Raw genomic sequence first — 22,441 nt, 5'->3', positions numbered from 1 at the left:
GCCGTTTAGCCCTGCGAAACCAGCGGCAAGGCGGCAGCTTCCTGATCGGGCCAACGGCGCACGACCGAGCGCATATACTCCTCGGGATTGGCGCCGAGACGGGCGAATTCGGGCACGGGTCCGGCGGACATTGCCTCGATTCGCGTCAGGCCAAGATCTGCTGCCAGCGCGAGTCTGGCGCGGGTTTTCTCCAGATAGGCGCGGGTCATCAGCAGCGCGGCATCATCGCGGTGATAGGGGCCGTGACCGGGGATGGTGCCCGAGGGCCTGACCGCGCCCGCTATCCGGTCAAGTGATTGGAGCCAAAGCGAAAAATCTGCATCCGGCAGGCTGGGCGCACGTTCGAGGAAAAGCATGTCCCCCGCAATGAGCGTGCCGGTCCGGCTATCCGCAATCACGAGATCGGCCGCGGTATGGCCCGCGAGTTCGGTCAGGTGGAGCTCCCGCCCTCCGATCTCGAGCGGGCCGTTTTGTGTCGCCGTACCGGCCGGATGGGGCTTGGTCCCCGACATCCACGGCCCGAGAATCGCGTAAAGCGCCGCCGCGAAATCGCTGCCGAATTGCGTGCAGGCGGCGATGGTCGCGGCGGGGGCGATCTGGGGAATATCCGCGAATGCGGCATTGCCGAACCAATGGTCGGGGTGGTGGTGGGTGTTGATCACCAGTGCCGTGCCGCCAAGGCGATCGTCGGCAAAGCTGCGGATCGCGGCCCCCATCGCGCCGGTCGAACCGGTGTCGATCACCACCGCTCCGGCCTCTGTCTCGAGCAGCGCGATATTGACGATTGCCCCGCCGTTTTCGCGCGAAAAGACCTCGCGCAGACCTTCGATCATCCAGACGCCCGAGGCGACCTCGCGCGGATCGAGCGCATAGCTGCGCGATTGCGCGCGGGCGGGGCGCGGGCGCATCGCCAGCGGCAAAAGCCCCGCCGCCGCCGCCGCGCCGCCGAGTGCTGCCCTGCGGGTGATTTTGGGGCTTTTCTCCATCGGAGCCTCCTGAGCGTTGCGCCTTCAGCGATCGGGCTGGACGGTGGCGGTGAAGCGGTCGGCGAGATTGTCGCGTGCGCGGATCGTGACCGGCCGCGCCGCGAGATCGGACGGCAGGATGAAGGTCAGGGTCGGGTTTTCCTCGAGCGGCTCGAACAGCTCGAGCGCGGCGATCATCCCGCCTTCGCTGTCGAAAAGCTCCAGCTCGGTCAGGTGATGGGCGGGAATGTCCAGCGCGAGGCCGGTATCCTGCGGGTGGCGGATATTGACCTGAAGCCTGCCGCTGTGGGGCCAAAGCCGCGCGCGCATCTCGCCGAAACCGGCCTGCCAGTCGGGCTTGGCATGGACGGTCGCGGGCGCGCTGCAACCGCCGCCAAGCGCGCTGACCCATGCCGCGCCGACATGCCAGCGCGGCCCGACACGCGCCGAGGCCCGCAAGGCTCCCGCGACCTCGTATTTCACGCCGAAGCCCAGAAAGGGAAGGGCGCGGACGGGACGGAAGGTCATGGCATGGGGAAAGGGGCTGTAATCGATGGTCACGATGATGGTCTCTGGCGGAGCGGCAAGGCCGGTCGCATCGATCACAAAGGGGACATGGCCCGAATCCTCTGCCGCGCGTGGCGCGAGCACCACCATCGCGGGATCGTTGATCCAGTCGAGCGGATCGCGCAGAATCTCGGCGAGATGGATCGGCCACATTCCCTCCGCGAAATCGTCGCCGCCCACCGCGTCGCGCCCCAGACGCGGGCGGATGAGCGCGGCGTCTCCGCCCGGCAGAAGATCGGCAATCAAGGCGGCCATGGCGTTTCCCGGTAGGTGAACTTCAGTCGAATTGGCGGGCGGGCGCGGGTCGGTTAGCGTGACCATGCGACGAAAGGCCCCGCGCTCAGGTTTCTTGGAAAAGACGAGGTGATAAATTGTCCAAAGGTCCTATTCCGGCGATCTGCACGGCGCTGGCTCTGGCCGGTGCGCCGCTTTTCGTCCCGCTTTCTCATGCCGAGGCCCTGCGGTTCGACACCACCGGTTACCGCATCGCGGATTACCGCGCGCCGGTTCCCGACCAAGCGCCCGCGGGAAGGATCGTCGGTGCGGAGGAGGTCGAGGCCCTGCACGGACGCGGGGCGCTTTTGCTTGACGTGGTGGGGCTGCGCCATTTCCGGATCACGGATGACGGCGGCTGGCTTGTCCCCGAGCCGCATCTGAGCCTTCCGGGTGCGGTCTGGCTGCCCGTAGTCGGCTGGGGCCAGCTCGAAGGGTGGCAGCAGGATTATCTGGACGAAAGCCTCGCGCAGCTGACCGGCACCGACATGTCGAAGTCGGTGGTGGTCTTTTGCTTGATGGATTGCTGGCTGAGCTGGAACACCGTCAAACGCCTCGACGCGGCCGGATATTCCGAAATCTACTGGTTTTCCGGCGGGGTCGAGGCCTGGGCGGATGCCGGCCATGATCTGGTTGCGCTGGAGCCTTATCCACTCGGCCGGAGCCGTCCCGAATAGTCCTATGCGGATCTGATTTTATCGTGAATCCATGCGGTTAGTGGTGGAAACTGAAACTTTCCTTTTTCCACCCCTAGAGTCGTCAAAACATAACTCTGGTGTTATGAAGTGGGCGCGGCAGTTGCCCGTCGCTCAGGACGGTCGTGGCTCGTTCGGGACCAGATTGCGGTTGTTGTTGATGTGGCGACGCACCAGCGCGCGCGCCTCGCGACCGGTCAGAAGACGCCGCGCCGGTTGCGGCAGGAATGCGGGGTCTTCGAGCTCGGGGAAGAGCGTGAGGATCTCCTCGCGCGCGGCGGGGCCGACCGAACGCAAGGCCTCGGGGCCGGTATAGAGCGATTCCGTCTCGACATCATTCGACCGCACGATCTCGTGCTGGTCGAAGAGGATGTGGACATAGGTGACCTCTGCGAGGTCCTCGGCAATTTCGACCCCGTCCAGCGCCAGCAATTGCTTGGCGGCGACAAGAACCTGATCGGTCCCGAAAAGCTTTTGTGCGGTGCGCGAGTGCAAAAGGACGCGGTGCTGGGGCGAGACCAACAGGTCGGTCGAGGGCGTTTGCGGCGCCAAGGCATGGGCGCGGATGCGGATCGGCTTGAGCTTGGCCGCGCGGTTCAGGGCCATCGCGTCAAGATGGCGCGCGCCGATCCAGCGGATGGGCTGCAATCCGTTGTCGCGCGTCCAGACGCAATCGCCCGCAACCAGGGTTTCGACCGGACGAGAACCGAATTCGGTCGCGATCAGCGTGCCGGCCACGAAACACGGAACAAAGGTGCCTTGATTGAAGAAAATCGGGTTGAAACTGGCCGCGGCGTTCAACCCGCCGGTTGCGGCATCGGTCGCAGTCGACCCGCTGCTTGTGTCGATTGCGCCGATTGTGATCCCCGTCACGCCCCAATTGCGCAGAGTGTCGTTCCACTGCGCAGTATCGGTATAAAAGGGCCGCATGAAGAAATCGCCATTCTCCATCTGGATGATGACGCCGCGCAGATTGATCGTATCGCGGATGACCGCCCCGGGGTTGTTTGCATCGGCACGCGCGACAGAGACCGCGGTATTGACCACGACATGGCTGGTATAGACGCTGGTATAGCTGCTCGTGCCCGTGCCGTTTTCGTCGGCCAGCGAATAGGTGAGCTCATCAATGCCGCGTGCGAAGTTCGTTTCATTGCTGTTGGTCGGATTGCCCGAGACCATCACGCCCTGCATATCACTGCCCGAAAAACTTTTACCGACGACGCCTTGCGCTTGCGCCAATGTCGTACCTGTGACCCCGCCGCTCGGATTGATCTGGGTGCTGTCGTTTCCGAGGTAAATCCAGGTCGGGGTGGTGGGCATCGGGAGTCTCCATCAGAGTTTTCGCACAAGCGCGCAAAGCGCGCCGCGGCCCCGAAAGGGCGGGCGGCGCAATTGACGAATGTATCAGCTTGGCGCGCATAAAACCGAGCCTGGCTCTTTAATCAACTTATACTTGTGCCAATTCGCATGCCGCAAACAAATTGGCGTGATGCGTGATAAAATCATCAATATGCAGCATTATCTTCGGGGTTAGGGTTGATTTGCTGCGCGGCGGCTTTGCCCGTCGGCGGCTTCGGGTTTGCCTCGGCATATGTCTCATATATCATCGCGGGGGGGCCTGTCGCGCGGGCCGCGAGGGAAGAAAGCAAGACCGATGCAGACCAACGAGAGTGCCGCTCCGGCGCGGGCAAGGATCATTCGGAAGACCGAGATCGTCGTGATCGGGGCGGGGCAGGCGGGGCTGTCTTCGGCCTATTGGCTCAAGCGGCTGGGGCTGGAGGCGGGGACGGGCTTCGCCGTTCTCGATGCCAATCCCCAGGCGGGCGGCGCGTGGCAGCACCGCTGGCCGACGCTCACGCTCAGCACCGTGAATGCGGTCCACGACCTGCCCGGTCTGGCCTTTGCCGATGTGGTCGATCAGGGCCAGCGCGAGGTCAAAGCCGCCGAAGCGGTGCCGCGCTATTTCGCCCGCTACGAGGCGCTTTACGCCTTGCCGGTGCTGCGCCCGCAGCGCGTGCGCGTGGTCTGTCCGCGTGGCGAGCGTTTTCGGGTGGAGACCGATGGTCCGGCCTTTTCGGCGCGCGGCATCATCAATGCGACCGGCACATGGGAGAACCCCAATATCCCCGAGATTCCCGGTGCGGACCGCTTTGGGGGGCGCATCATGCACAGCCATGACTATCGCGGCCCCGAGGAATTTGCGGGCCTGCGGGTTGCGATCATCGGGGCGGGTATCTCGGCGGTGCAGCATCTCACCGAGATCTCGCGGCTGGCCCAGACTTTCTGGATCACCCGCCGTCCGCCGGTGTTCCGCGAGGACAAATTCACCGCCGATGCAGGCCGCGAGGCCGTGGCCATGGTGGAAAAGCGCGTCCGGGAAGGGCTGGTCCCCGGTTCGGTCGTCTCGGTGACGGGTCTGCCCTGGACGCCTGCTCTGCGCGAAGCCGAAGGGCGGGGGGTGCTGGACCGGCTGCCGATGTTCGACGAAATCACCGAGACCGGCGTCAAATGGGCGGATGGCCGCGAGCAGGCGGTCGACGTCATTCTGTGGGCGACGGGGTTTCGCAGCGCGCTCGACCATCTTGCGCCGCTCGATCTGCGCGAGCCGAACGGCGGCATCATCATGGGCGGGCGGCTCGCGACCGAAGTGGCAAAAGAGCCGCGCGTGCATCTGGTGGGTTACGGGCCCTCGGCCTCGACCATCGGGGCCAATCGCGCAGGGCGGGCGGCGGCGGCCGAGCTGTTGGCGACTTTGGGGATCGCGCCCAGCATGAAGGATCCCGCAGAAAGCAGTGCCGCGGCCGCGCAATAGGATCGCGGGGCCCCGACTCCCCAAGGAACCCCGTGCAGGGGCGGGGGTTGGTTGCGAAACACAAAGACGACCTGCCGGATCTCCGGTCGATGGTTGATCAAGGAGATCAGGATGGAACTCGGCGTTTACAGCTTTGGCGATGTGCAAATCGATCCGGCGACGGGCGGGCTTGGCTCGACCGCGCAGGCGACGCGCAACCTGCTCGAGGCGATCCAGCTCGCCGACGAGGTGGGTCTGGATTATTTCGGCATCGGAGAGCACCACACCCACGAGATGCCCGCCTCGGCCGCGACGGTCATTCTGGGGGCGGCGGCCTCGACCACCAAGCGGATCAAACTCGGCAGTGCGGTGACGGTCCTGAGCACCGATGATCCCGTGCGCGTCTACCAGCAATTCGCCACGCTCGATGCTCTGTCCAACGGGCGCGCCGAGATTACGGCAGGGCGCGGCTCCTCGACGGAATCTTTTCCGCTTTTCGGCCATAGCCTGCGCGATTACGACGAGCTTTATGCCGAAAAGCTCGACTTGCTGCTGCAGATCAACGACGCGCCCCGCATCACTTGGGAGGGCAAATTCCGCGCCGCGCTCAACGAGGCTCTTGTCGTGCCGCGCCCCGACAGCGGCCGCTTGACGATCTGGCTGGCGACCGGAGGCAATCCGCAATCCTCGATCCGCGCGGGCATGTCGGCCCTGCCGATTTCCTATGCGATCATCGGCGGTATGGCCGACCGTTTCGCGCCTCTGGCCGATCTCTACCGCAAGGCGGGCGCGCATAGCGGCATTCCCGCCGAGGTGCTCAAAGTCTCGGTCGCCTGTCCGGGTTATATCGGCGAGGACAGCAAGACGGCCAAAGATTTCTTCTGGAAGCACTGGCATGCGACGATGGAGCAGTTGGGCAAGATCCGCGGTTTCGCGCCGCCGCCGCGCTCGAATTTCGACCGCGAGACCGAGGGGATGGGCGCGCTGATGGTCGGTGCGCCCGAAGAGGTCGCGGAGCGGATCGTGATGCAGCAGAAGGTGCTGGGTCATATGCGCCATTTCATCCAGATGGATGTCGGACAGATGCCGCACAAAGACTTCCTGCGCTCGATCGAGCTTTTGGGCACCAAGGTCAAACCGCTGGTCGATGCGGCGCTGAAGGGCGGCAAGGCCGCGGCGACCGATGGCTGATCCGGTCATCGGCATTCTCGGCGCGGGGCGGATCGGAACCGCTCTTGCGCGGCTCGCGGTCAAGGCGGGCTATGATGTCGGCGTGGCGACCGCCAAACCGCCTGCCGAGATCGCGCTGCTGCTCGAATTCACCGCCCCCGGCGCACGGGCCGAAACCGCAGCCGATCTCGTGGCGGGCAGCGACATGGTGATCCTCGCGCTGCCGCTCGGCAAATACCGCATGCTCGATCCAGCGGCATTCGCGGGCAAGATCACCGTCGATGCGATGAATTACTGGCCCCAGACCGAGGGTAATCTGCCCGAATTCGACAGCCCGCTATCGAGCAGCGAGATCATTCAGGCCTATCTGCCGCAGGCGCGCGTCGTGCGCGGCTTCAACCATATGGGCTATCACGAATTCGAACAGGACGCCCGCCCTGCAGGCGATGTCGGGCGTCGGGCGATGGCTTTGGCGGGCAATGACGATGCAGCCAATGCGGTCGTGGCGGAGCTGGTCTCGCGCATCGGTTTCGATCCGGTCGTGGCGGGGGATTTGCGGGCCAGCCGTTGTTTCGGCATCGGCACGCCGATCTTCGGTGCGGGTGCGAATGCGTCGGAACTTGCGGCCCTGCTTGCCCGCCGTATAGAGGCGATCTTGCCGAAAGACTAACGGCCTTCAGTTTTGGGCTTCGTGATTGACCACGAAATCCTCGGGCAGATCGGGTCCCCAGAGATAAAGCGAATCCTCGGGCGGGTAATCGCCCGATTCCCAGTCGCAGGTCGCGGGGATGTAGTCGATATCGGCCGAGTATTCCGAATAGCTGCCCCAGGGATCGCGCACATAGTGGAAGTAGTTCGAACCGAGCACATGGCGTCCGAGCCCCCAGCCTTTCTGGAAGCCCTTTTCGGCCATTTGCATCGCGCCTTTGCCGATCTCGTTGATCGAACCGACATCCCAGCTGCAATGATGCAGCCCCGGAGCCGATGATTTTGCAAATGCGATCAGATGGTGGTCCGAGCCGTGGATGCCGTGCATGAAGCAGATCCCGTCACCCGAACGGTCCGACAGCCGCGGCCCCAGAACGCGGCTGTAAAAGGCGATCGCTTGCGGCACATCGGCTGTGAAGACCAGCACATGAGCCAGACGCAGGGGCCGGACCTTGCCGGCTTGCGATCTTTGCGGAGCGCCCGCCACCCCGCCCGGCACGCTTGTCATGTCGAAGGCGGATTTCACATTGGGCGAGGTTTTCTCGGAGATCTTCAGCTCGATCAGCACGCCGTTGTGGTCGTAAAACCAGATCCCCTCCGATTCCAATCCGCGCGGCGCATCGAGCAAACGGATGCCCTCGGCTTCGACGCGACGCTTGATCGGTTCGAAATCCTCCTCGAAAACCGCGAATGTCAGATAGTTCAGCTTTTTGCGCAGCCCCTCGCCGATCGAGCCCCAGCGGTGCCCGCTACCGAAGGTGTAAAGGCCGAGGTTGTTGCCCTCTTCGCGCACATCCAGTCCGAAGGTCTTGTAGAAGGTTTCGGCCTGCTGCAGGTCCGGCACCACCATGTTGAACGTATCCATCGAATGGATGCCGAGCTCGCCCGGGCGCTTCACAATCTCGACTTTGCCGGTAATCGCGGTCATGTCGGGCTCCTCCTGCGGACATGGGGCGAAACGGGGGCGGGCCGCCCCTCGCTGATTGAGCTGGTCAGCGGTCGCGGACGGGGTTGGACAACAGGCCGATCTTGTCGATTTCGACCTCGACCGTATCGCCGTCACGCATCCAGAGCGGCGGCTTGCGGGCCAGACCCACGCCAGCCGGCGTGCCAGTCACCACAACATCGCCGGGCTTGAGCGTCATGAAGGACGACAGGATCGAGACCAGCTGCGCGACGGAAAAAACCATGTCGCTGATCGAGGCCTCCTGCACGACCGCCCCGTTCAGCCGCGTGCGCAGCATCAGCCCATCGCAGCCGGCGGGCAGGGCATCTGCGGTGATGAAATGCGGCCCGAAAGCGCCGGTATCATCGAAATTCTTGCCCGGCGTCCATTGCGGCGATTTGAACTGGTAGTCGCGGATCGAGGCATCGTTGAAGATCGAATAGCCCGCGACATGCTCGAGCGCCTCGGCTTCCGACACCTCGAAGGCGGGCTTGCCGATGACGGCCGCCAACTCGCCCTCGTAATCGAGCTGCTCGGAGAAGGCGGGTCGCAAGATCGGCGCGCCGTGGGCGATCAGGCTCGAGTTGAAGCGGCCGAAGACGGTCGGGTAATCGGGCTGCTGAAAGCCGCTTTCGGCGGAGTGGTCGTGATAGTTCAGCCCGATGCAGATAATTTTTTCGGGATGGGACAGCGGCGGCAACAGCCGCATGCGTGCCAGATCGATTTCGGGCGCGGAGGCGAGCGCCTTGCCGGCCTTCGCCAAGGCATCGCCGCCGGTTTCGATCAGCGATTGCAGCGTTCCGGGCCAGCCGACATTGCCCTCGCGCAGGCCCTTCCACGGGCCGTTTGCCGCGCCGTCCGTGGCCACGGCAATGCCGTTCCGCCCGCCATCCTCGTAGGAAACAAACCGCATCGCAGATCCCCCTCTTGGTTGCTCAAGGCTAGAATCGGCTGCTCCGGCCTGTCAAGAAATAATATATTTTTAATGGTTTCGTGCTTTATTATGCGGATAACCTTGAATTGAGCGGTAAAAAGCGTTCAACCTGAAGGTTGCAATTCCCCAGATGCTTCGGAGCGACGCATGCCCAAACCCCAAAGCGGGAGCCTGACCGCCGAAGCTTATCACCGCATTCAGGCCGAGATCATGGCCTGCCGCCTTTTGCCGGGCCAAAAGCTGATCATCGCCGATCTTTGCGCGGGCTTCGGCTTCAGCCTCGGCGCGGTGCGCGAGGCTCTGTCGCGGCTGACCGCCGAGGGTCTGGTCGCCGCCGAGCCGCGCAAAGGCTTTCGCGTCGCCGCGATTGCCGAGGCCGAACTTGAAGACATCACCGCCGTGCGCGCCACGATCGAGGGGCTCTGCCTTGCCGATGCGATGGCGCATGGCGATCTCAAATGGGAAGCGGCGATTGTCGCGACCCTGTTCGAGCTGAACCGCCTGCCGCTGCACGATCCGGCCGATCCCGACAGCCTCGACCCCACATGGGCCGAGACCCACAAGCGCTTTCACGAGGCGCTGGTCGCCAGTTGCACCAGCCCTTGGCTCTTGAAGCTGCGCGGGACGCTTTACCAGCAATCGGAGCGCTACCGCCGCATTTCCGTCCCTCTCGATCTCGAAAAGAACCGCGATCTTTGCGGCGAACATCAGGCGCTGGCCGATGCGGTGATCGCCCGCGACAATCCGCGCGCCTTGGCGCTGATGCGCGAGCATCTCGCCCATACCACGCGCATCATCATCGCCTCGGGCGTGGTCAAACGTCACGAGGGCGAGGCGGCCTGACCGCGCCCTCCCGCGCCATTCTCAGCCGCGCCCGAGGATCTTGCCCATCACCCCCGAAAGCGCCGCCGTGGCATCACCCACCATCCCCGCCGAGCGCCATGCGATATGGTGGTCGGGGCGCACGAGAATGCAGCCCTCTTCGGCAATCTCGCTGATGCGGAACCAATCGGCGTAAATATCCATCGCATCCGAGCCGTCCGGCCCGATGCTCAGCCCCTCAAGCGCGATGCCGTAATGCTGCGCGACGGTGCGGGCGGCCTCGATCCACGCCTCTCCGCCGATGCCGGTCAGCAGGGTGAAGCGGCCGTGACCGCATAGATCCAGCGTCGATTTGCGCGCGCCCCGATGCTCGAGCCAGACATGCGGCAGACGCGCGCCGGGCCATGTCGTAGCCTGATAGTAAAGCTCGGGGTCGCGCAGATAGGCGGGCTCGGGCGTGCCGTCGGGCACGACGGCCGTGCTGTCGCGGTAGCGCTGCCCCATCTCGACGCCATGGGTGTTGAATTCGTAATTCTTCTTCTGGATCGCCTCGTTGATGCGCTTGCGCCGCGCCGCGCCTTCGGGAGTCGCCTCCTTGCGCGCCGCGATCCGGCGGTTGGCCTCCTCGGGATCGGGCGAGGACAACAGCCCGATCGCCTCGAAAATCGGCGGGTAATCGGCGATGCTGTTGTTGGCGCGGGTCACGATCTGCTTGCCGACCGGCTGACGCTCGGCCGAATAGCTGTCGAGCAGCGCGGGCGCGGCCTGACCCTTGATGACGGCGGCCAGCTTCCAGCCCAGATTGAACGCATCCTGCACCGAGGTATTCGAGCCGAGCCCGTTGAGCGGCGGATGGCGATGGACCGCATCGCCCATGCAGAAAACCCGCCCCGCCGAATAGCGCCCCGCATACATGTTGTTGACGGTCCAGACGGCGGTCGATTTCACCTCGAGCGGGATTTCGGTGTCGCCGATCATCTGGCGCAGGGCGATTTCGGCCTCGGCTTTGGTGATATTGGTTTCGGCCTTTTCCATGTCGACGCCCCAGATCGCCTGCCAAACCGTCCATGGCCGGACCATGCGGATCACGCCTGCGCCGATGCCGCCGATGTTCGAGCCGGGCTGAAGCACCCAGTAGAGGACGCTCGGGCGGTGGAGGACATAGCGCGACAGATCTGCCTCGAAGATGACATTGGTCGATGCCGACAGTCCTGTCTTGCCCTCCATCGGCAGTTTGACGGCCTCGGCCACGACCGAGCGCGCGCCATCCGCGCCGACCAGATATTTCGCCCGCACGGTGAAGGTGGTGTCGTTCAGCCGGTCGCGGATCGTGGCGGTGACGCCGTCGTCGTCCTGCTCCAGCCCGACGAATTCGGCATTCATGCGGATCTTGCTACCGCGTTTGGCCGCCGCTTTGTACAGGATCGGCTCGAGATAGGTCTGGGGAATGTCGCACATCTCGGTCGGGCTCGCGAGCGTTTAATCGGCCTTGCGCGCCGGATGGTTGCCCCAGGACAAAAGCCGCCCGAACTCCTCGCCGGCGAGCGAATGGCAAAAGACGTTGTTGGCCATGAGATCCTGATGCGAGGAGACCGAGACGGCTTCCTCCTCGAGGCCGAGATCGCGCAGGACCTCCATCGTGCGCTGGTTGGTGATATGGGCGCGCGGCGTATCGGCCAGCCAGCCGAAGCGCGACACCACCATGTTCGCGATGCCGTAGGTACCCAGCAGCGCCGCACAGGTCGAGCCGGCGGGGCCGCTGCCGACAATCAGCACATCGGTCGTGTAATCTGCGGACATCGGTGAGCTCCTCCTTCGCCGGGCGTCCATACGGTCGGGCCGCATGGAATCAGGTTGGCGGGAAAGGCGGGGATGTGTCAATTAAAATATATTATTTATGTGATAATATCTTTCGACTCGGGCGCGAACCAAGGTCAAGTCCCCCGGCAGGGGTGAGGCGGCAACGGCTCCAGTGACGAAAGAGGCATGACGATCACGGAAGACGGCGGCTATCCGGTGGTCCCGATGACATCCGAACAACGCAAGGCGGTCGCCTCGGAATATCCGTTGCGCCGTGATCGCGGCGGCGATTTCCTTGCGCTCCTCGACGATCATGCTCGGGCCTGTTTCCCGAGATGGGGAATCGGGCGGGGCGGGCGGACTATATGCGCCTCCTTGATGCCGACACCGGCATTTTTGCGCAGATCAGCCATGACGACGCCTATGTCAACGCGAGCACCTAGGGCGATAACATGGTTCTGGAGCGCACGAGCGACGGTAGAAAAACAAGCGGCAGCGAATGGCGTGCGGGCGTTACCCATGCGGGCTATTGGTGCGATTTCATCGAGATCAGGGGTTTCAAAATCCACCGTCTGTTCATTTATCGCGAACCCGATTGCGGCGGCGAGGATAGCACGCGCGTTACGCTTGGCCGAACGGGGCTTGACGGGGAGCTTTGGCCTGCGAGCAAAACTGCGCCAGGGTAGGAAGGGCCGACTTCAGGGCAAGCGGAGCTTTGGCGTGTCGATTGGGTGATCAGCGCCGCGCGGTGGCGTTTTTGCCCTGAACGCGCGGCTTGTACCCGCGACATACGGTCTGCGCTGAAGAACACGGGCGGCAACAAACTCCACCGCGAAAATCAATCATGCCCCCGTCGCAGGGAGGGGGGCATGATTGGTGGTGGTAACGCTTTCAACTGCCAAGTGACCGGCAAAGCATGGTTTGCTCGGTCACCTAACACAGCACCCATTAAGAACATGTTTCGTACTGGTTACGGGAAATAACGCGCGAGTTGTCTCCCCGGTTTCCTGTCTAAATCGATAGGTTGATTGCTGTTAATAATGGTCTGTAAGGCGTTAAAAACGAATAAAAAATTGCCAATGTCAGGTGAATTTCTTTCATAGTGCGATTATCGCGCTGCCTTTGCGCAGCTCGTTTTGCCAGACGCCGGCCCATGACCCGACGCCCGCCCTGTTGCTGGGGCGACTTGTCTGCCAACTGTTCACGCTCTGCGGGGTGCCGCGCCGCAGAGCGATCTTCTGCTTTGAACGGCGCATTGCGCTGCTCGGCCCTCGATCATCACGAAGGCTGCAGTCCAAGGGAGCCTTTGGCCTGATACCTCAGATCAGCGACAGCCCCGACGCACCAAAGTGCTTCGGAGTTTCTGCCGTGTTCGGGCCCTTTCGGATTGGCAGGGCAGGTTACATCCGGCCCTTCCCTGAAAAGGCGCTTGGCGCCAATTTGCGCAGTTCACGCATTGCATGGCGGATCTGCTGTGCCGTGCGAAATATCAGACCGAACCACGGAGCTTGTACCCACAGCTCCAAGTTCCGGCCCTTCGGGCGCATTATTCTATGGTCACGCTTGCGATGGAGCAGACATCGACATTCGGGAGAACTCCTTCGGAGCCGTCGGCATAGACCGCCTTGAAGTCGAAGGCGCAAGAGCCGGTGCCGTCATCGAAGTTCACGTCGATTTCCTCGTCGATGCCAAGCGTGCCGTCGCCCAAGAGGTCTTCTTCCCAGTCATTTGTGCCGGTATTCGAGCCGAAAAGGGCCTCGATCGCCTGTCCCGAGAGGTTCTGGAAGGTGACGACGCGGTTCTCGGCCATGGCCTGACCGGCTCCAAAGGTGAGGATCAGGGCGAGGGCGGGGAACAGATGTTTCAAAGGAGATCTCCTGCTATGGGGGCCTGCGGTGCGACCTCCATAGCAGCAAGATCTTAACACGAGGTTAGCCGGTCTGGCCCTGCTCACCCTTCTGTGGTCATTCCCTGCTCGCTTTGACGCCATTGGTCGGGGGTGACGCCCGTCGCCTCGCGGAAGACACGGATGAGATGCGAGGCATCGCAAAAACCGGTTTCCTCGGCAATTCGGGTGATCGTATGGCTGCTTTGGCGCAGCAAAAGCCGCGCCTGCGCCAGCCGGATGCGGATCGAGGCATCGGCAGGCGGTACGCCGAGATCAGCGCTGAAATGCCGCTCCAGTTTGCGCCGTCCGACGCCGAGATCGCGGGCAATTCGCGCAATGGACAGCGGCGCATGGAGGTTTTGCTGCATTGCGAGCAGCGCACGGCGCACCAAAGGATCGCGCGCCGTCAGCTCCAGCGGCAGGCCCGGCTGCGGACGGTCGCCGGTCAAAGCCTCGTCGATCATCAGGATCGACAGCGCTTTGCGTGCCGCCGCGCGACCGATATGGCGATCGACGAGAAAGGCCGCGAGATGGGCCGCGCTGACCCCGCCCGAGCAAGACAGCCGGTCGCGGTCGACGACGAAAATCTGGTCGGAGACCGGACGCATTTTCTCGAATTCCGACAGAAAATCCTCGTGGTGAAACCAGCTCACACAGCTGCGGTAGCCGTCCATCAGGCCGCAGCGGGCCAAAGCGAAAACCCCCGTGCAAATGCCCGCCAGCGACACACGGGCCTCGGCCGCGCGTTTGAGAAAGGCGGCGGCCTCGGGGCTGAGCGTCGTCGCGGGATCGATGAGCCCGCCCACGGTCACGATATAGTCGAAGCGCGAGGGATCGCCCAAGGGCTCCTCGGGCTGGATCTTGATGCCGCAGGACGATTGGATCGGCGTCATGTCGCGCGACAGAACCGTCCAGCGGCAACGGATCGGTCGCGAGCCGTCGCCATCATCGGCGGCCAAACGCAGTACGTCGACGAAAGTCGCGAAGGCCGAAAGGGTAAAGCGCGGTGCCAGCAGGAAGCCGATACGCAGGCGCGGGGTGGTCGCTAGGTTCATGACGCGATTCTCTGGTCGAGGGTGACGCAATCATGCCATGACTTTCGCCCTGTTCCAGAACTTTGCGCATCGTCACCGCTGCGGCGCGACTAAGGTGGCAGGGCAAAAAAAACCGGACACCCGAGTGGGCGTCCGGTTTGGTCTTTTGTAAAGGCGCGGGGCCTCAGATCGGGTGGTCGCCGGTTGCGTCGATGACGCGGGTCGGCAGGCCCAGCTCGCCCAGAAGCTCGAGGAAGGGCCGCGCGGGCAGCTCTTCGACATTGGCCATTTTCTTGACGTCCCACGTCCCGCGCGCGACCAAAATCGCCGCCGCAACCGGAGGAACGCCGGCCGTATAGCTGATCCCCTGACTTCCGACTTCCTCGAAAGCCTCTTTGTGGTCGGCGACGTTATAGATGAAGACCTCGCCGGGCTTGCCGTCCTTGGTCCCTTTCACGACATCGCCGATGCAGGTCTTGCCGGTGTAATCGGGCGCAAGGCTTGCCGGATCGGGCAGCACCGCCTTGACGACTTTCAGCGGTACGACCTCGAGGCCCTCGGCGGTTTTGACCGGCTGCTCGGACAAAAGCCCGAGGCTTTGCAGCACCGTGAAGACGTTGATGTAATGCGCGCCAAAACCCATCCAGAAGCGCACATCGGCTTGCGGATAGCGCGCCGAAAGGCTGTGAACCTCGTCATGGCCCGAGAGATAGGCGGTCTGTTTGCCGACGACCGGCAGATCCCATTCGCGGCCGACCTCGAACATCTTGTTCTCTTGCCAGGCGCCTTTCTGCCACGAATAGACCGTGCCGGTGAATTCGCGGAAGTTGATCTCGGGGTCGAAGTTGGTCGCGAAATAGCGGCCATGCGAGCCTGCGTTGATATCGACGATATCGATCGATTCGACGGTATCGAAATACTCGTCCTCGGCCAGACGCGCATAGGCGTTCACTACGCCCGGATCGAAACCCGCGCCCAGAATGGCGGTGACGCCGGCCTTTTCGGCGGCCTCGCGACGCTTCCATTCATAGTTGCCGTACCACGGCGGGGTCTCGCAAACCTTGGCGGGATCCTCGTGGATGGCCGTGTCGATATAGGCCGCACCGGTTTCGATACAGCCCTCCAGAACGGTCATGTTCACGAAGGCGGAGCCCACGTTGATGACGATATCGATGCCCAGCTTGCGGATGAGCGCGGCCACGGCGGCCGTATCCATCGCGTCGAGCGGATGAGACGTAAATTCGGCCTGATGGCCCTTGGCCCGAAGGCTGGCGATAATATCATCCGCCTTGGACTGGGTCCGGCTGGCGATATGCAAAGCGCCAAACTCGGACGCGTTTTGAGCGATCTTATGCGCTGTCACCTGTGCGACGCCGCCGGCGCCGATGATGAGAACGTTTTTGGCCAATTCAGTCTCCTTTCAAGCAGCTCAGGACAGGCTGCTCTTGTAGTCGTCGTAAGAAAAATCACGGACGAGACGGATGGTTCCGTCTTCCTCCTTGATCGCGATGGACGGCATTGCCACGCCGTTGAACCAGTTTTTCTTGACCATCGTGTAACCGGCCGCATCCTTGATGCTGATGCGGTCGCCGATGGAAAGCGGGCTGGTAAAGCTGGCATCACCGAAAATATCACCGGCAAGGCAGGTTTTGCCAGCGATCTGATAGGGGTGATCCCCTTCCTGCGGCAGTTTCGCGGTCTCGCGATAGATCAGCAGGTCCAGCATATGGGCCTCGATCGAGCTGTCGACGATGGCGACATCCTTGCCGTTGTTGATGATATCGAGAACCGAGACCTCGAGCGTGGTCGAACCGGTGATGCTCGCCTCGCCCGGTTCCAGAAAGACCTGCACCCCGAAACGGTTCTGGAAGGCCCGCAAACGCGCCGCCAGCTCTTCCAGCGGGTAATCTTCGCCGGTGAAATGGATGCCGCCGCCAAGGCTGACCCAGTCAAGCTTTTCGAGGAAGGAGCCGAACTCCGTCTCGATTCGCGTCAGCTGCTGGTCGAAGAGCGCGAAATCGCGATTCTCGCAGTTGTAATGGATCATCACGCCCGAAATGCGGTCGAGCGCGGCGTTCAGTTTGCCCGGATCCCATTCGCCCAGACGCGAGAAGGGGCGGGCGGGATCGGCGAGATCGAAACCGCTGGTCGAGAAGCGCGGGTTCAGGCGCAGACCGGTCGCGATTCCCGCGGCTTTCCCGCCGAAACGGTCAAGCTGACCCAGCGAGTTGAAGATGATCTTGTCGGCGTAAGACACCGCCTCGTCGATCTCGTGATCGGCCCAACCCACGGAATAGGCATGGGTTTCCTTGCCGAATTCCTCGCGGCCCAGCCGCAGCTCGTAGAGCGAGGACGAGGTCGTGCCGTCCATGAAGGGGCGCATGAAATCGAAGGCAGACCAGGTCGCAAAGCATTTCAGCGCCAGCAGGCATTTCGCCCCCGATGCCTCGCGAAGCTGGGCAATCTTCTCCATGTTCCGGCGCAGAAGCGCCTGGTCAATGAGGTAGTAGGGCGTCTGCAAGGCCGACATCTGGAGAACCCTTTGGAAACTGAACGGAAAAGCCGCATATAGGGCCCGCAAAGGGAAATCGCAAGAAACTGCGACAGGGCGATGACGCCCAGTCGCGCCACCGCCCCATCTTTCATGTCGAAATATCCGCGTCGGAACGGGTGTTACAGGCGCTCGCCCGCAGAATTGAACCAATGGCTGCGCGCGGGATCCGGCTGCAGGTGGATCGCCTGATCGACCGGCAGATCATGCTCGCCGCTCAGGCGGACCGAGACCAGACCGGCGGCGGTTTCGGCATAGACCACGGTTTCATGGCCCAGACGCTCGACATGGCTGACCTTGGCGGGAATGCCGGCATCGGCAATCACGACATGTTCGGGGCGGATGCCCAGTTCGGTCGCGCCTTCGGGGGCATTGCAGGCGATTTTGTCCACCGCGAGAAAGTTCATCTTGGGCGAGCCGATGAAGCCCGCGACGAAGCGGTTGGCCGGACGGTTGTAAAGATCCATGGGCGCGCCGACCTGTTCGATCCGGCCGGCGTTCAAAACGACGATCCGGTCGGCCAAAGTCATCGCCTCGACCTGATCATGGGTGACATAGACCATGGTCGCGCCCAATTCGCGGTGCAGTTTCGCCAGTTCGATCCGCGTCTGGCCGCGCAAGGCGGCATCGAGGTTCGAGAGCGGCTCGTCGAACAAAAACAGCTTCGGCGTGCGCACGATGGCGCGGCCGATCGCGACGCGCTGGCGCTGGCCGCCCGACAGCTCGGACGGGCGGCGCTGCAAAAGCGGGCCGAGCGAGAGCATGTCGGCGGCGCGATTGACCGCGGCCTCGATCTCGGCCTTGGGCATACCCGCCTGTTTCAGCGCCAGTCCCATATTCCCCGCCACCGTCAGATGCGGGTAAAGCGCGTAGCTTTGGAAGACCATCGCGATCTCGCGCTTGGAGGGTTCGAGATCGTTGACCCGTTTGTCGCCGATCAGGATATCGCCGGAATCGGTACTCTCCAGCCCCGCGATCATGCGCAAAAGCGTGGATTTCCCGCAGCCCGAGGGGCCGACGAAGACACAAAACTCCCCCGGTTCGACCGAGAGGCTCGCGCCATGGATGACCTCGACATTGCCGAAAGTCTTGCGCAGGTTTTTCAGTTCGAGCGTGTGCATCTTAGTCTTTCAGACGGACGGGCTGGCCCGTGCGGATGGATTGGTCGGCCGCAAGGCAGACCGCGAGCGAGGCGACGGCATCGGCTCCGTGACGGGTCAGGTCGTGATCCTCGGCAATGACCAGCGCCATAAAGGCGGCCTCGGCATCGCAGAGCGCCTGATGGTCGGGCTCTCCCTGCATCGACAGGTCCTGATCGGGCTGGCCGACTTTGTGCAGGCGGATCTTCGCGGTCTGGGTATGGGTGTCGATATCGTCCGAACGCGCGTCGTCGGGCATCCGGATCGAAACCGCGCCATTGGGGCTGACCACATCCTTCACGAAGAAGGCGGTGTCCGACATCATCGGGCCCCAGCCAGCCTCGTACCAGCCGACCGAGCCGTCCTCGAAAAGGACCTGGAAGTGGCCGTAGTTATACATGTCGGGGGCGATCTCCTGCGACAGGCGCAACCCCATGCCGCGCACCTCGACGGGGGCGGCATCGGTGATCTGGCACATCACATCGACGTAATGGACGCCGCAATCGACGATCGGGGACATGGTCTGCATGAGGGCCTTGTGGACCTCCCATGTCGGGCCCGACGACTGCTGGTTGAGGTTGAGGCGGAAGACGTAAGGCCCGCCCAGACCGCGCGCCTCGCTAATCAGGCGCTGCCAGCTGGGGTGATGGCGCAGGATATAGCCCACGACCAGCTTGCGGCCGGTTTCACGGGAAACCGCGACGACGCGCTCGGCATCCTCGACCGTGGTGGCCAGCGGCTTTTCGACAAAGACATGCGCCCCCGCCCGCATCGCGGCGATCGCATATTCGGCATGGCTGTCCGAATAGGTCGCGACCACCACGAGATCGGGCTTGGTCTCGGCCAATGCCTGAGCGTAATCGCTGTAGCGTTTGATTCCCTGCAATTCGGCGGGAAGCGGCACTTCGGAGCGGTTCACGAGGGCCACGATCTCCGCGCCCTCCTGTTTGGCCCATGCAAGCGCATGGCTGCGCCCCATATTGCCGAGCCCTGCGACCAGAACCTTCATTTCACTGCTCCAGAGGTAATGCCGCGGATCAATTGCCGCGAGAAGATGAGGTAAAGCACCAGAACCGGCAGGATCGCCATGGTCAGTGCCGCCAGCACCGCGTTCCAGTTGGTCACGAATTGACCAAGGAAGACCTGCGTGCCGAGAGTGATGGTTTTGACCGATTCCGCCGGTGCGAGGATCAGCGGGAACCACAGGTCGTTCCAGATCGGGATCATGGTAAAGACCGCGACGGTCGCCAAAGCCGGACGGATCAGCGGCAGGATCAGGCGGAAGAAGATCGAATATTCCGACAGCCCGTCCATGCGTCCGGCCGATTTCAGGTCGTCCGAGATCCCTTGCATGAATTCGGACAGGATGAAGATCGCCAGCGGCAGGCCCTGCGCGGTATAGACGAGGATCAGCGCGAACAGCGTATTGTTCAGCCCTGCCGCGACCATGCCCTGCAAAATCGCGACCGTCCCCAGCCGGATCGGGATCATGATCCCCAGCGCGAGATAAAGCCCCATCAGCGTATTGCCGCGGAATTTGTACTCGGACAAAGCAAAGGCGGCCATGGCGCCGAAGAGCAGGACGCAGCTGAGCGAGACCACCGTCACGACCAGCGAGTTCTGGAAATAGAGCAGGAAATCGCCCTGCTGCATCACCGTCTGATAGCCGATCAGGCTGAAGCTTTCCTTGTCGGGCAGAGCCAGCGGGTCGCGAAAGATCGCCTGCCGGTTCTTGAAGCTGTTGATGATGATCACCCAGACCGGAAACAGGGCGATCAGCGTATAGATGATCAGCGCGAGATGCGCGCCAAAGGTTCTCGCGCGCATCAGAACTGATACCTCCGCAGACGGCGGTGGACGACGAACAGATAGCCGCTCACCCCGATCAGGATGATGAGGAACATCACGCTCGCGATGGTCGCGCCCATATTGGGATCACCCAGCTGAAGCTGGAAGCCGAAGAAGGTGCGGAACATGAACGTGCCCAGAATATCGGTCGCGAAATTCGGCCCCGCCAGCGCGCCCTGACTGACGTAGATCAGGTCGAACGCGTTGAAGTTGCCGACGAATGTCAGGACCGAGATGATCCCGATCGCCGGAAGGATCAGCGGCAGTTTCACCTTCCAGAATTGCGACCAGCCGGTGATGCCGTCCATTTCGGCGGCCTCGATCACCTCGTTGGGGATCGAAATCATCGCGGCATAGATCAGCATCATCGGAATGCCGACGAATTGCCAGACCGAGACCAGCGCCAGAGTGGTGAGCGCATAGGCCTCTTTGCCGAGCCAGGGCTGGAACAGAGCCTTCAGCCCGACCGCATCGAGCATATTGGGTGCGATCCCCCAAAGCGGCGACAGGATCAGCTTCCAGACGAAGCCCACGATCACGAAAGACAGCACGGTGGGAACGAAAATCGCCGTCCGGTAAAAGGCCGCGCCACGCAGGCGGTTCGACGACAAAAGCGCGGCCAAAGCGATGCCCACGGGGTTTTGCACGAGCATATGGACGATGAAGAACCACAGGTTGTTGCCGAGCGCGTTCCAGAAAGAGGCGCTCCAGCGCGGGTCTCCCAGAAGCGTGCGGAAGTTGTCGAGGCCGCTGAAGGCTTCGCCGCGAAACAGCGACAATTGCAGGGTTCCGAACAGCGGCAGGATCATGATCAGCGTATAGACGATGACCGCCGGGGCAAGGAAAACGAGGATATGGGGGCGTTTGAACATGTTAAGGCAGCCCCCGGTTTCCCGGGGGCCTTGTCATTAGTTAGCGGGCTTGTACCAGCTGTCCAGACCATCCTGCAGCTGTTTGGCGCCGTCCGCAGGCGAAAGCGTCCCGTTCACGACCGCAGCCGAAACCGTCCACATCTCGTTTTCGAGGTTGGGCGTGCCGCGCGAGAGGATCTGGTAGGACGAGCGGATGGTCGAAGCGCAATCCTTGCGCCAGCCGATGAACTCCTGCGCCAGCGGGTTCTCAAGCGTGATTTCGCCGTTCGAGAGCGGGAAGAAGCCCGGCAGGGCATTGGCGTAAAGCGTCGCGAATTCCGGCGAGGCCACCCAGTCGAGGAAGACCTTCACCTGCTCGGGGTTCTTGGTCGCGGCATTCATGCCGATGCCGATATCGGTGTGATCCGAGATATAGCATTTGTCGCCCTCTTTCGCGACGGGGGGCGGGAAGGCTCCCATCTCGAAAGCGCCGCCGATCTGGGGCGTGAAGGGGCCGATTTCCCACGAGCCGGCCGGATAGACCGCCGCGCGACCCAGCGTGAAGAGGTTCTGGCTGTCGGGATAGGTCTGCGCCTCGAAACCGTCGCCGAGATAGGGCTTCCATTTCGCGAGCTGTTCCAGCGGGGCCACGAATTGCGGATCGGTCAGCTTGGCGGTGCCCGCGATCAGCGCCTTGCGGCCTTCCTCGCCCTGCCAGTAGTTCGGGCCGATGTTCTGGTAGCCCATCGTCGCGGCTTCCCACTGGTCGGCGGTGCCCATCGCCATCGGGATGTAGTTGCCGCCTTCCTTGATCTTGTCGAGTGCGGCGTAGAATTCCGCTTCGGTTTTCGGCGGAGTCAGGCCCAGCTCTTCAAAGGCGGTTTTGTTGTAGATGAAGCCGTGGATGACCGAAGCCATCGGCACGCAGAAGGTCTTTGCCCCGTCATCCGTCGACCAGCCCGATTTCGCGACATCGCTGAAATTCGCCATACCAGACAGATCGGTCAGATCGGCGAGCTGGCCCTTTTCGAACAGTTGCAGCGAGGCGTCAAAGGGGCGACAGGTGATGATGTCGCCGGCCGAGCCGCCCTCGAGTTTCGAGTTCAGGACGGCGTTGTATTCGGCCGGAGCCGAGGGGGCGAAATTCAGCTTGATGCCGGGATTGGCGGCCTCGAAAGCCGGAATGATTTTCTCCTGCCAGATCGGCAGGTCGTCATTGCGCCACGATTCGATGTTGAGCGTGACATCTTGCGCAAATGCGGGGGCGGTCAGTGCGCTGACCGCAAAAAGGGCAGCCGTCAGGTTGCGGACTGTCATATTCTCTCTCCCTGTTGCGGCTTGTCTGCCGCTTCTGTTAGCGAATGTCAGGTTGCAGCCGCTTCGGCATGCCGTCAAGAGAATGATCACTGGTTAAAAGGGTAATATGTCGACCGGTTTGCCTTCGTCACGCTTGCGGATT

At 62.7% G+C, this 22,441-nt stretch carries 20 protein-coding genes and 1 pseudogene; 5 read left to right on the top strand and 16 right to left on the bottom strand.

Annotation, left to right across the window (positions count from 1 at the left end; all coding sequences use genetic code 11):
• Nucleotides 1-5: 5 nt before the first annotated feature.
• Together ACFFUC_RS05305 and ACFFUC_RS05300 are read right to left on the bottom strand one after the other, a co-directional pair.
• Nucleotides 6-986 (bottom strand): quinoprotein relay system zinc metallohydrolase 1, encoded by a 981-nt coding sequence (locus ACFFUC_RS05305; protein WP_377684235.1) that lies wholly within the window; start codon nt 984-986, stop codon nt 6-8.
• Nucleotides 987-1,010: 24 nt separating this feature from the next.
• On the bottom strand, nt 1,011-1,787 hold the full coding sequence (locus tag ACFFUC_RS05300; protein ID WP_377684233.1) for a thiosulfate oxidation carrier protein SoxY: 777 nt from the start codon (nt 1,785-1,787) through the stop codon (nt 1,011-1,013).
• A 116-nt stretch (nt 1,788-1,903) separates the two neighbouring features.
• Here ACFFUC_RS05300 and ACFFUC_RS05295 point away from each other — a divergent pair, with 116 nt between their 5' ends.
• Nucleotides 1,904-2,482, top strand: a complete 579-nt coding sequence (locus ACFFUC_RS05295; protein WP_377684231.1) for a rhodanese-like domain-containing protein — start codon at nt 1,904-1,906, stop codon at nt 2,480-2,482.
• 132 nt (nt 2,483-2,614) lie between these two features.
• Here the strand turns inward: ACFFUC_RS05295 and ACFFUC_RS05290 are convergent, their stop codons facing one another.
• Nucleotides 2,615-3,820, bottom strand: coding sequence for a Hint domain-containing protein (locus ACFFUC_RS05290; protein ID WP_377684229.1), 1,206 nt, complete (start codon nt 3,818-3,820; stop codon nt 2,615-2,617).
• Nucleotides 3,821-4,154: 334 nt separating this feature from the next.
• Between ACFFUC_RS05290 and ACFFUC_RS05285 the strand changes: the two genes are divergently transcribed.
• The 3 genes from ACFFUC_RS05285 to ACFFUC_RS05275 all read left to right on the top strand — a co-directional run bounded on the left by ACFFUC_RS05285 (nt 4,155) and on the right by ACFFUC_RS05275 (nt 7,131).
• Nucleotides 4,155-5,312 carry a flavin-containing monooxygenase gene (locus ACFFUC_RS05285; RefSeq protein WP_377684226.1) on the top strand — a complete coding sequence of 386 codons (1,158 nt, stop codon included), beginning with the start codon at nt 4,155-4,157 and terminating at the stop codon, nt 5,310-5,312.
• A 111-nt stretch (nt 5,313-5,423) separates the two neighbouring features.
• Nucleotides 5,424-6,482 (top strand): LLM class flavin-dependent oxidoreductase, encoded by a 1,059-nt coding sequence (locus tag ACFFUC_RS05280; RefSeq protein WP_377684224.1) that lies wholly within the window; start codon nt 5,424-5,426, stop codon nt 6,480-6,482.
• The gene (locus tag ACFFUC_RS05275; protein WP_377684222.1) at nt 6,475-7,131 is read left to right on the top strand and encodes an NADPH-dependent F420 reductase; all 657 of its coding nucleotides are present in this window, start codon (nt 6,475-6,477) and stop codon (nt 7,129-7,131) included. Before ACFFUC_RS05280 ends, ACFFUC_RS05275 begins: the two co-directional genes overlap by 8 nt.
• Nucleotides 7,132-7,137: 6 nt before the next feature.
• Here the strand turns inward: ACFFUC_RS05275 and ACFFUC_RS05270 are convergent, their stop codons facing one another.
• Together ACFFUC_RS05270 and ACFFUC_RS05265 are read right to left on the bottom strand one after the other, a co-directional pair.
• Nucleotides 7,138-8,097 carry a VOC family protein gene (locus tag ACFFUC_RS05270; protein WP_377684220.1) on the bottom strand — a complete coding sequence of 320 codons (960 nt, stop codon included), beginning with the start codon at nt 8,095-8,097 and terminating at the stop codon, nt 7,138-7,140.
• A gap of 64 nt (nt 8,098-8,161) precedes the next feature.
• Nucleotides 8,162-9,028, bottom strand: a complete 867-nt coding sequence (locus tag ACFFUC_RS05265) for a fumarylacetoacetate hydrolase family protein (protein ID WP_377684219.1) — start codon at nt 9,026-9,028, stop codon at nt 8,162-8,164.
• Nucleotides 9,029-9,196: 168 nt separating this feature from the next.
• On the opposite strand from ACFFUC_RS05265, the gene ACFFUC_RS05260 reads away from it, so the two are divergent.
• Nucleotides 9,197-9,892, top strand: a complete 696-nt coding sequence (locus tag ACFFUC_RS05260) for a GntR family transcriptional regulator (protein WP_377684217.1) — start codon at nt 9,197-9,199, stop codon at nt 9,890-9,892.
• Nucleotides 9,893-9,913: 21 nt separating this feature from the next.
• On the opposite strand, the pseudogene ACFFUC_RS20040 reads toward ACFFUC_RS05260, so the two are convergent.
• The 11 genes and pseudogenes from ACFFUC_RS20040 to ACFFUC_RS05200 all read right to left on the bottom strand — a co-directional run bounded on the left by ACFFUC_RS20040 (nt 9,914) and on the right by ACFFUC_RS05200 (nt 22,299).
• A pseudogene (locus ACFFUC_RS20040) lies at nt 9,914-11,671 on the bottom strand (FAD-dependent monooxygenase).
• Nucleotides 11,672-11,982: 311 nt separating this feature from the next.
• Nucleotides 11,983-12,240 (bottom strand): hypothetical protein, encoded by a 258-nt coding sequence (locus ACFFUC_RS05245; RefSeq protein WP_377684215.1) that lies wholly within the window; start codon nt 12,238-12,240, stop codon nt 11,983-11,985.
• Between the two features lie 977 nt (nt 12,241-13,217).
• Nucleotides 13,218-13,538, bottom strand: coding sequence for a hypothetical protein (locus tag ACFFUC_RS05240; protein ID WP_377684213.1), 321 nt, complete (start codon nt 13,536-13,538; stop codon nt 13,218-13,220).
• Nucleotides 13,539-13,621: 83 nt separating this feature from the next.
• A complete protein-coding gene (locus tag ACFFUC_RS05235; RefSeq protein WP_377684210.1) occupies nt 13,622-14,614 on the bottom strand; it encodes a GlxA family transcriptional regulator in 993 nt (330 codons plus the stop codon).
• Nucleotides 14,615-14,777: 163 nt separating this feature from the next.
• Complete coding sequence (locus ACFFUC_RS05230) at nt 14,778-16,001, bottom strand: saccharopine dehydrogenase family protein (protein WP_377684208.1); 1,224 nt, start codon at nt 15,999-16,001, stop codon at nt 14,778-14,780.
• 21 nt (nt 16,002-16,022) lie between these two features.
• On the bottom strand, nt 16,023-17,123 hold the full coding sequence (gene nspC, locus ACFFUC_RS05225) for a carboxynorspermidine decarboxylase (RefSeq protein WP_377684207.1): 1,101 nt from the start codon (nt 17,121-17,123) through the stop codon (nt 16,023-16,025).
• A 143-nt stretch (nt 17,124-17,266) separates the two neighbouring features.
• The gene (locus ACFFUC_RS05220) at nt 17,267-18,265 is read right to left on the bottom strand and encodes an ABC transporter ATP-binding protein (protein WP_377684205.1); all 999 of its coding nucleotides are present in this window, start codon (nt 18,263-18,265) and stop codon (nt 17,267-17,269) included.
• Nucleotide 18,266: 1 nt separating this feature from the next.
• Entirely contained in the window at nt 18,267-19,292 is a 1,026-nt protein-coding gene (locus ACFFUC_RS05215; RefSeq protein ID WP_377684204.1) for a Gfo/Idh/MocA family protein, read from the bottom strand.
• Nucleotides 19,289-20,110, bottom strand: a complete 822-nt coding sequence (locus ACFFUC_RS05210; protein ID WP_377684202.1) for a carbohydrate ABC transporter permease — start codon at nt 20,108-20,110, stop codon at nt 19,289-19,291. The genes ACFFUC_RS05215 and ACFFUC_RS05210 overlap by 4 nt, the downstream gene beginning before the upstream one ends.
• A complete protein-coding gene (locus tag ACFFUC_RS05205) occupies nt 20,110-21,003 on the bottom strand; it encodes a carbohydrate ABC transporter permease (RefSeq protein ID WP_377684200.1) in 894 nt (297 codons plus the stop codon). Before ACFFUC_RS05205 ends, ACFFUC_RS05210 begins: the two co-directional genes overlap by 1 nt.
• Before the next feature lie 36 nt (nt 21,004-21,039).
• Entirely contained in the window at nt 21,040-22,299 is a 1,260-nt protein-coding gene (locus tag ACFFUC_RS05200) for an ABC transporter substrate-binding protein (RefSeq protein ID WP_377684198.1), read from the bottom strand.
• Nucleotides 22,300-22,441: the final 142 nt, after the last annotated feature.

The sequence above is a fragment of the Paracoccus cavernae genome, assembly GCF_042430175.1.
Taxonomy (GTDB): Bacteria; Pseudomonadota; Alphaproteobacteria; order Rhodobacterales; family Rhodobacteraceae; genus Paracoccus; species Paracoccus cavernae.
Note: the sequence above shows the minus strand (reverse complement) of the source record. Positions and strands in the feature narration are given on the sequence as shown.

Bases quoted from the DNA above. Each gene is read 5' to 3' on its own strand.
- ACFFUC_RS05305 (WP_377684235.1), bottom strand. From the start codon at position 986: ATGGAGAAAAGCCCCAAAATCACCCGCAGGGCAGCACTCGGCGGCGCG.
- ACFFUC_RS05300 (WP_377684233.1), bottom strand. From the start codon at position 1,787: ATGGCCGCCTTGATTGCCGATCTTCTGCCGGGCGGAGACGCCGCGCTC.
- ACFFUC_RS05290 (WP_377684229.1), bottom strand. From the start codon at position 3,820: ATGCCCACCACCCCGACCTGGATTTACCTCGGAAACGACAGCACCCAG.
- ACFFUC_RS05285 (WP_377684226.1), top strand. From the start codon at position 4,155: ATGCAGACCAACGAGAGTGCCGCTCCGGCGCGGGCAAGGATCATTCGG.
- ACFFUC_RS05280 (WP_377684224.1), top strand. From the start codon at position 5,424: ATGGAACTCGGCGTTTACAGCTTTGGCGATGTGCAAATCGATCCGGCG.
- ACFFUC_RS05275 (WP_377684222.1), top strand. From the start codon at position 6,475: ATGGCTGATCCGGTCATCGGCATTCTCGGCGCGGGGCGGATCGGAACC.
- ACFFUC_RS05270 (WP_377684220.1), bottom strand. From the start codon at position 8,097: ATGACCGCGATTACCGGCAAAGTCGAGATTGTGAAGCGCCCGGGCGAG.
- ACFFUC_RS05265 (WP_377684219.1), bottom strand. From the start codon at position 9,028: ATGCGGTTTGTTTCCTACGAGGATGGCGGGCGGAACGGCATTGCCGTG.
- ACFFUC_RS05260 (WP_377684217.1), top strand. From the start codon at position 9,197: ATGCCCAAACCCCAAAGCGGGAGCCTGACCGCCGAAGCTTATCACCGC.
- ACFFUC_RS05235 (WP_377684210.1), bottom strand. From the start codon at position 14,614: ATGAACCTAGCGACCACCCCGCGCCTGCGTATCGGCTTCCTGCTGGCA.
- nspC (WP_377684207.1), bottom strand. From the start codon at position 17,123: ATGTCGGCCTTGCAGACGCCCTACTACCTCATTGACCAGGCGCTTCTG.
- ACFFUC_RS05220 (WP_377684205.1), bottom strand. From the start codon at position 18,265: ATGCACACGCTCGAACTGAAAAACCTGCGCAAGACTTTCGGCAATGTC.
- ACFFUC_RS05215 (WP_377684204.1), bottom strand. From the start codon at position 19,292: ATGAAGGTTCTGGTCGCAGGGCTCGGCAATATGGGGCGCAGCCATGCG.
- ACFFUC_RS05210 (WP_377684202.1), bottom strand. From the start codon at position 20,110: ATGCGCGCGAGAACCTTTGGCGCGCATCTCGCGCTGATCATCTATACG.
- ACFFUC_RS05205 (WP_377684200.1), bottom strand. From the start codon at position 21,003: ATGTTCAAACGCCCCCATATCCTCGTTTTCCTTGCCCCGGCGGTCATC.
- ACFFUC_RS05200 (WP_377684198.1), bottom strand. From the start codon at position 22,299: ATGACAGTCCGCAACCTGACGGCTGCCCTTTTTGCGGTCAGCGCACTG.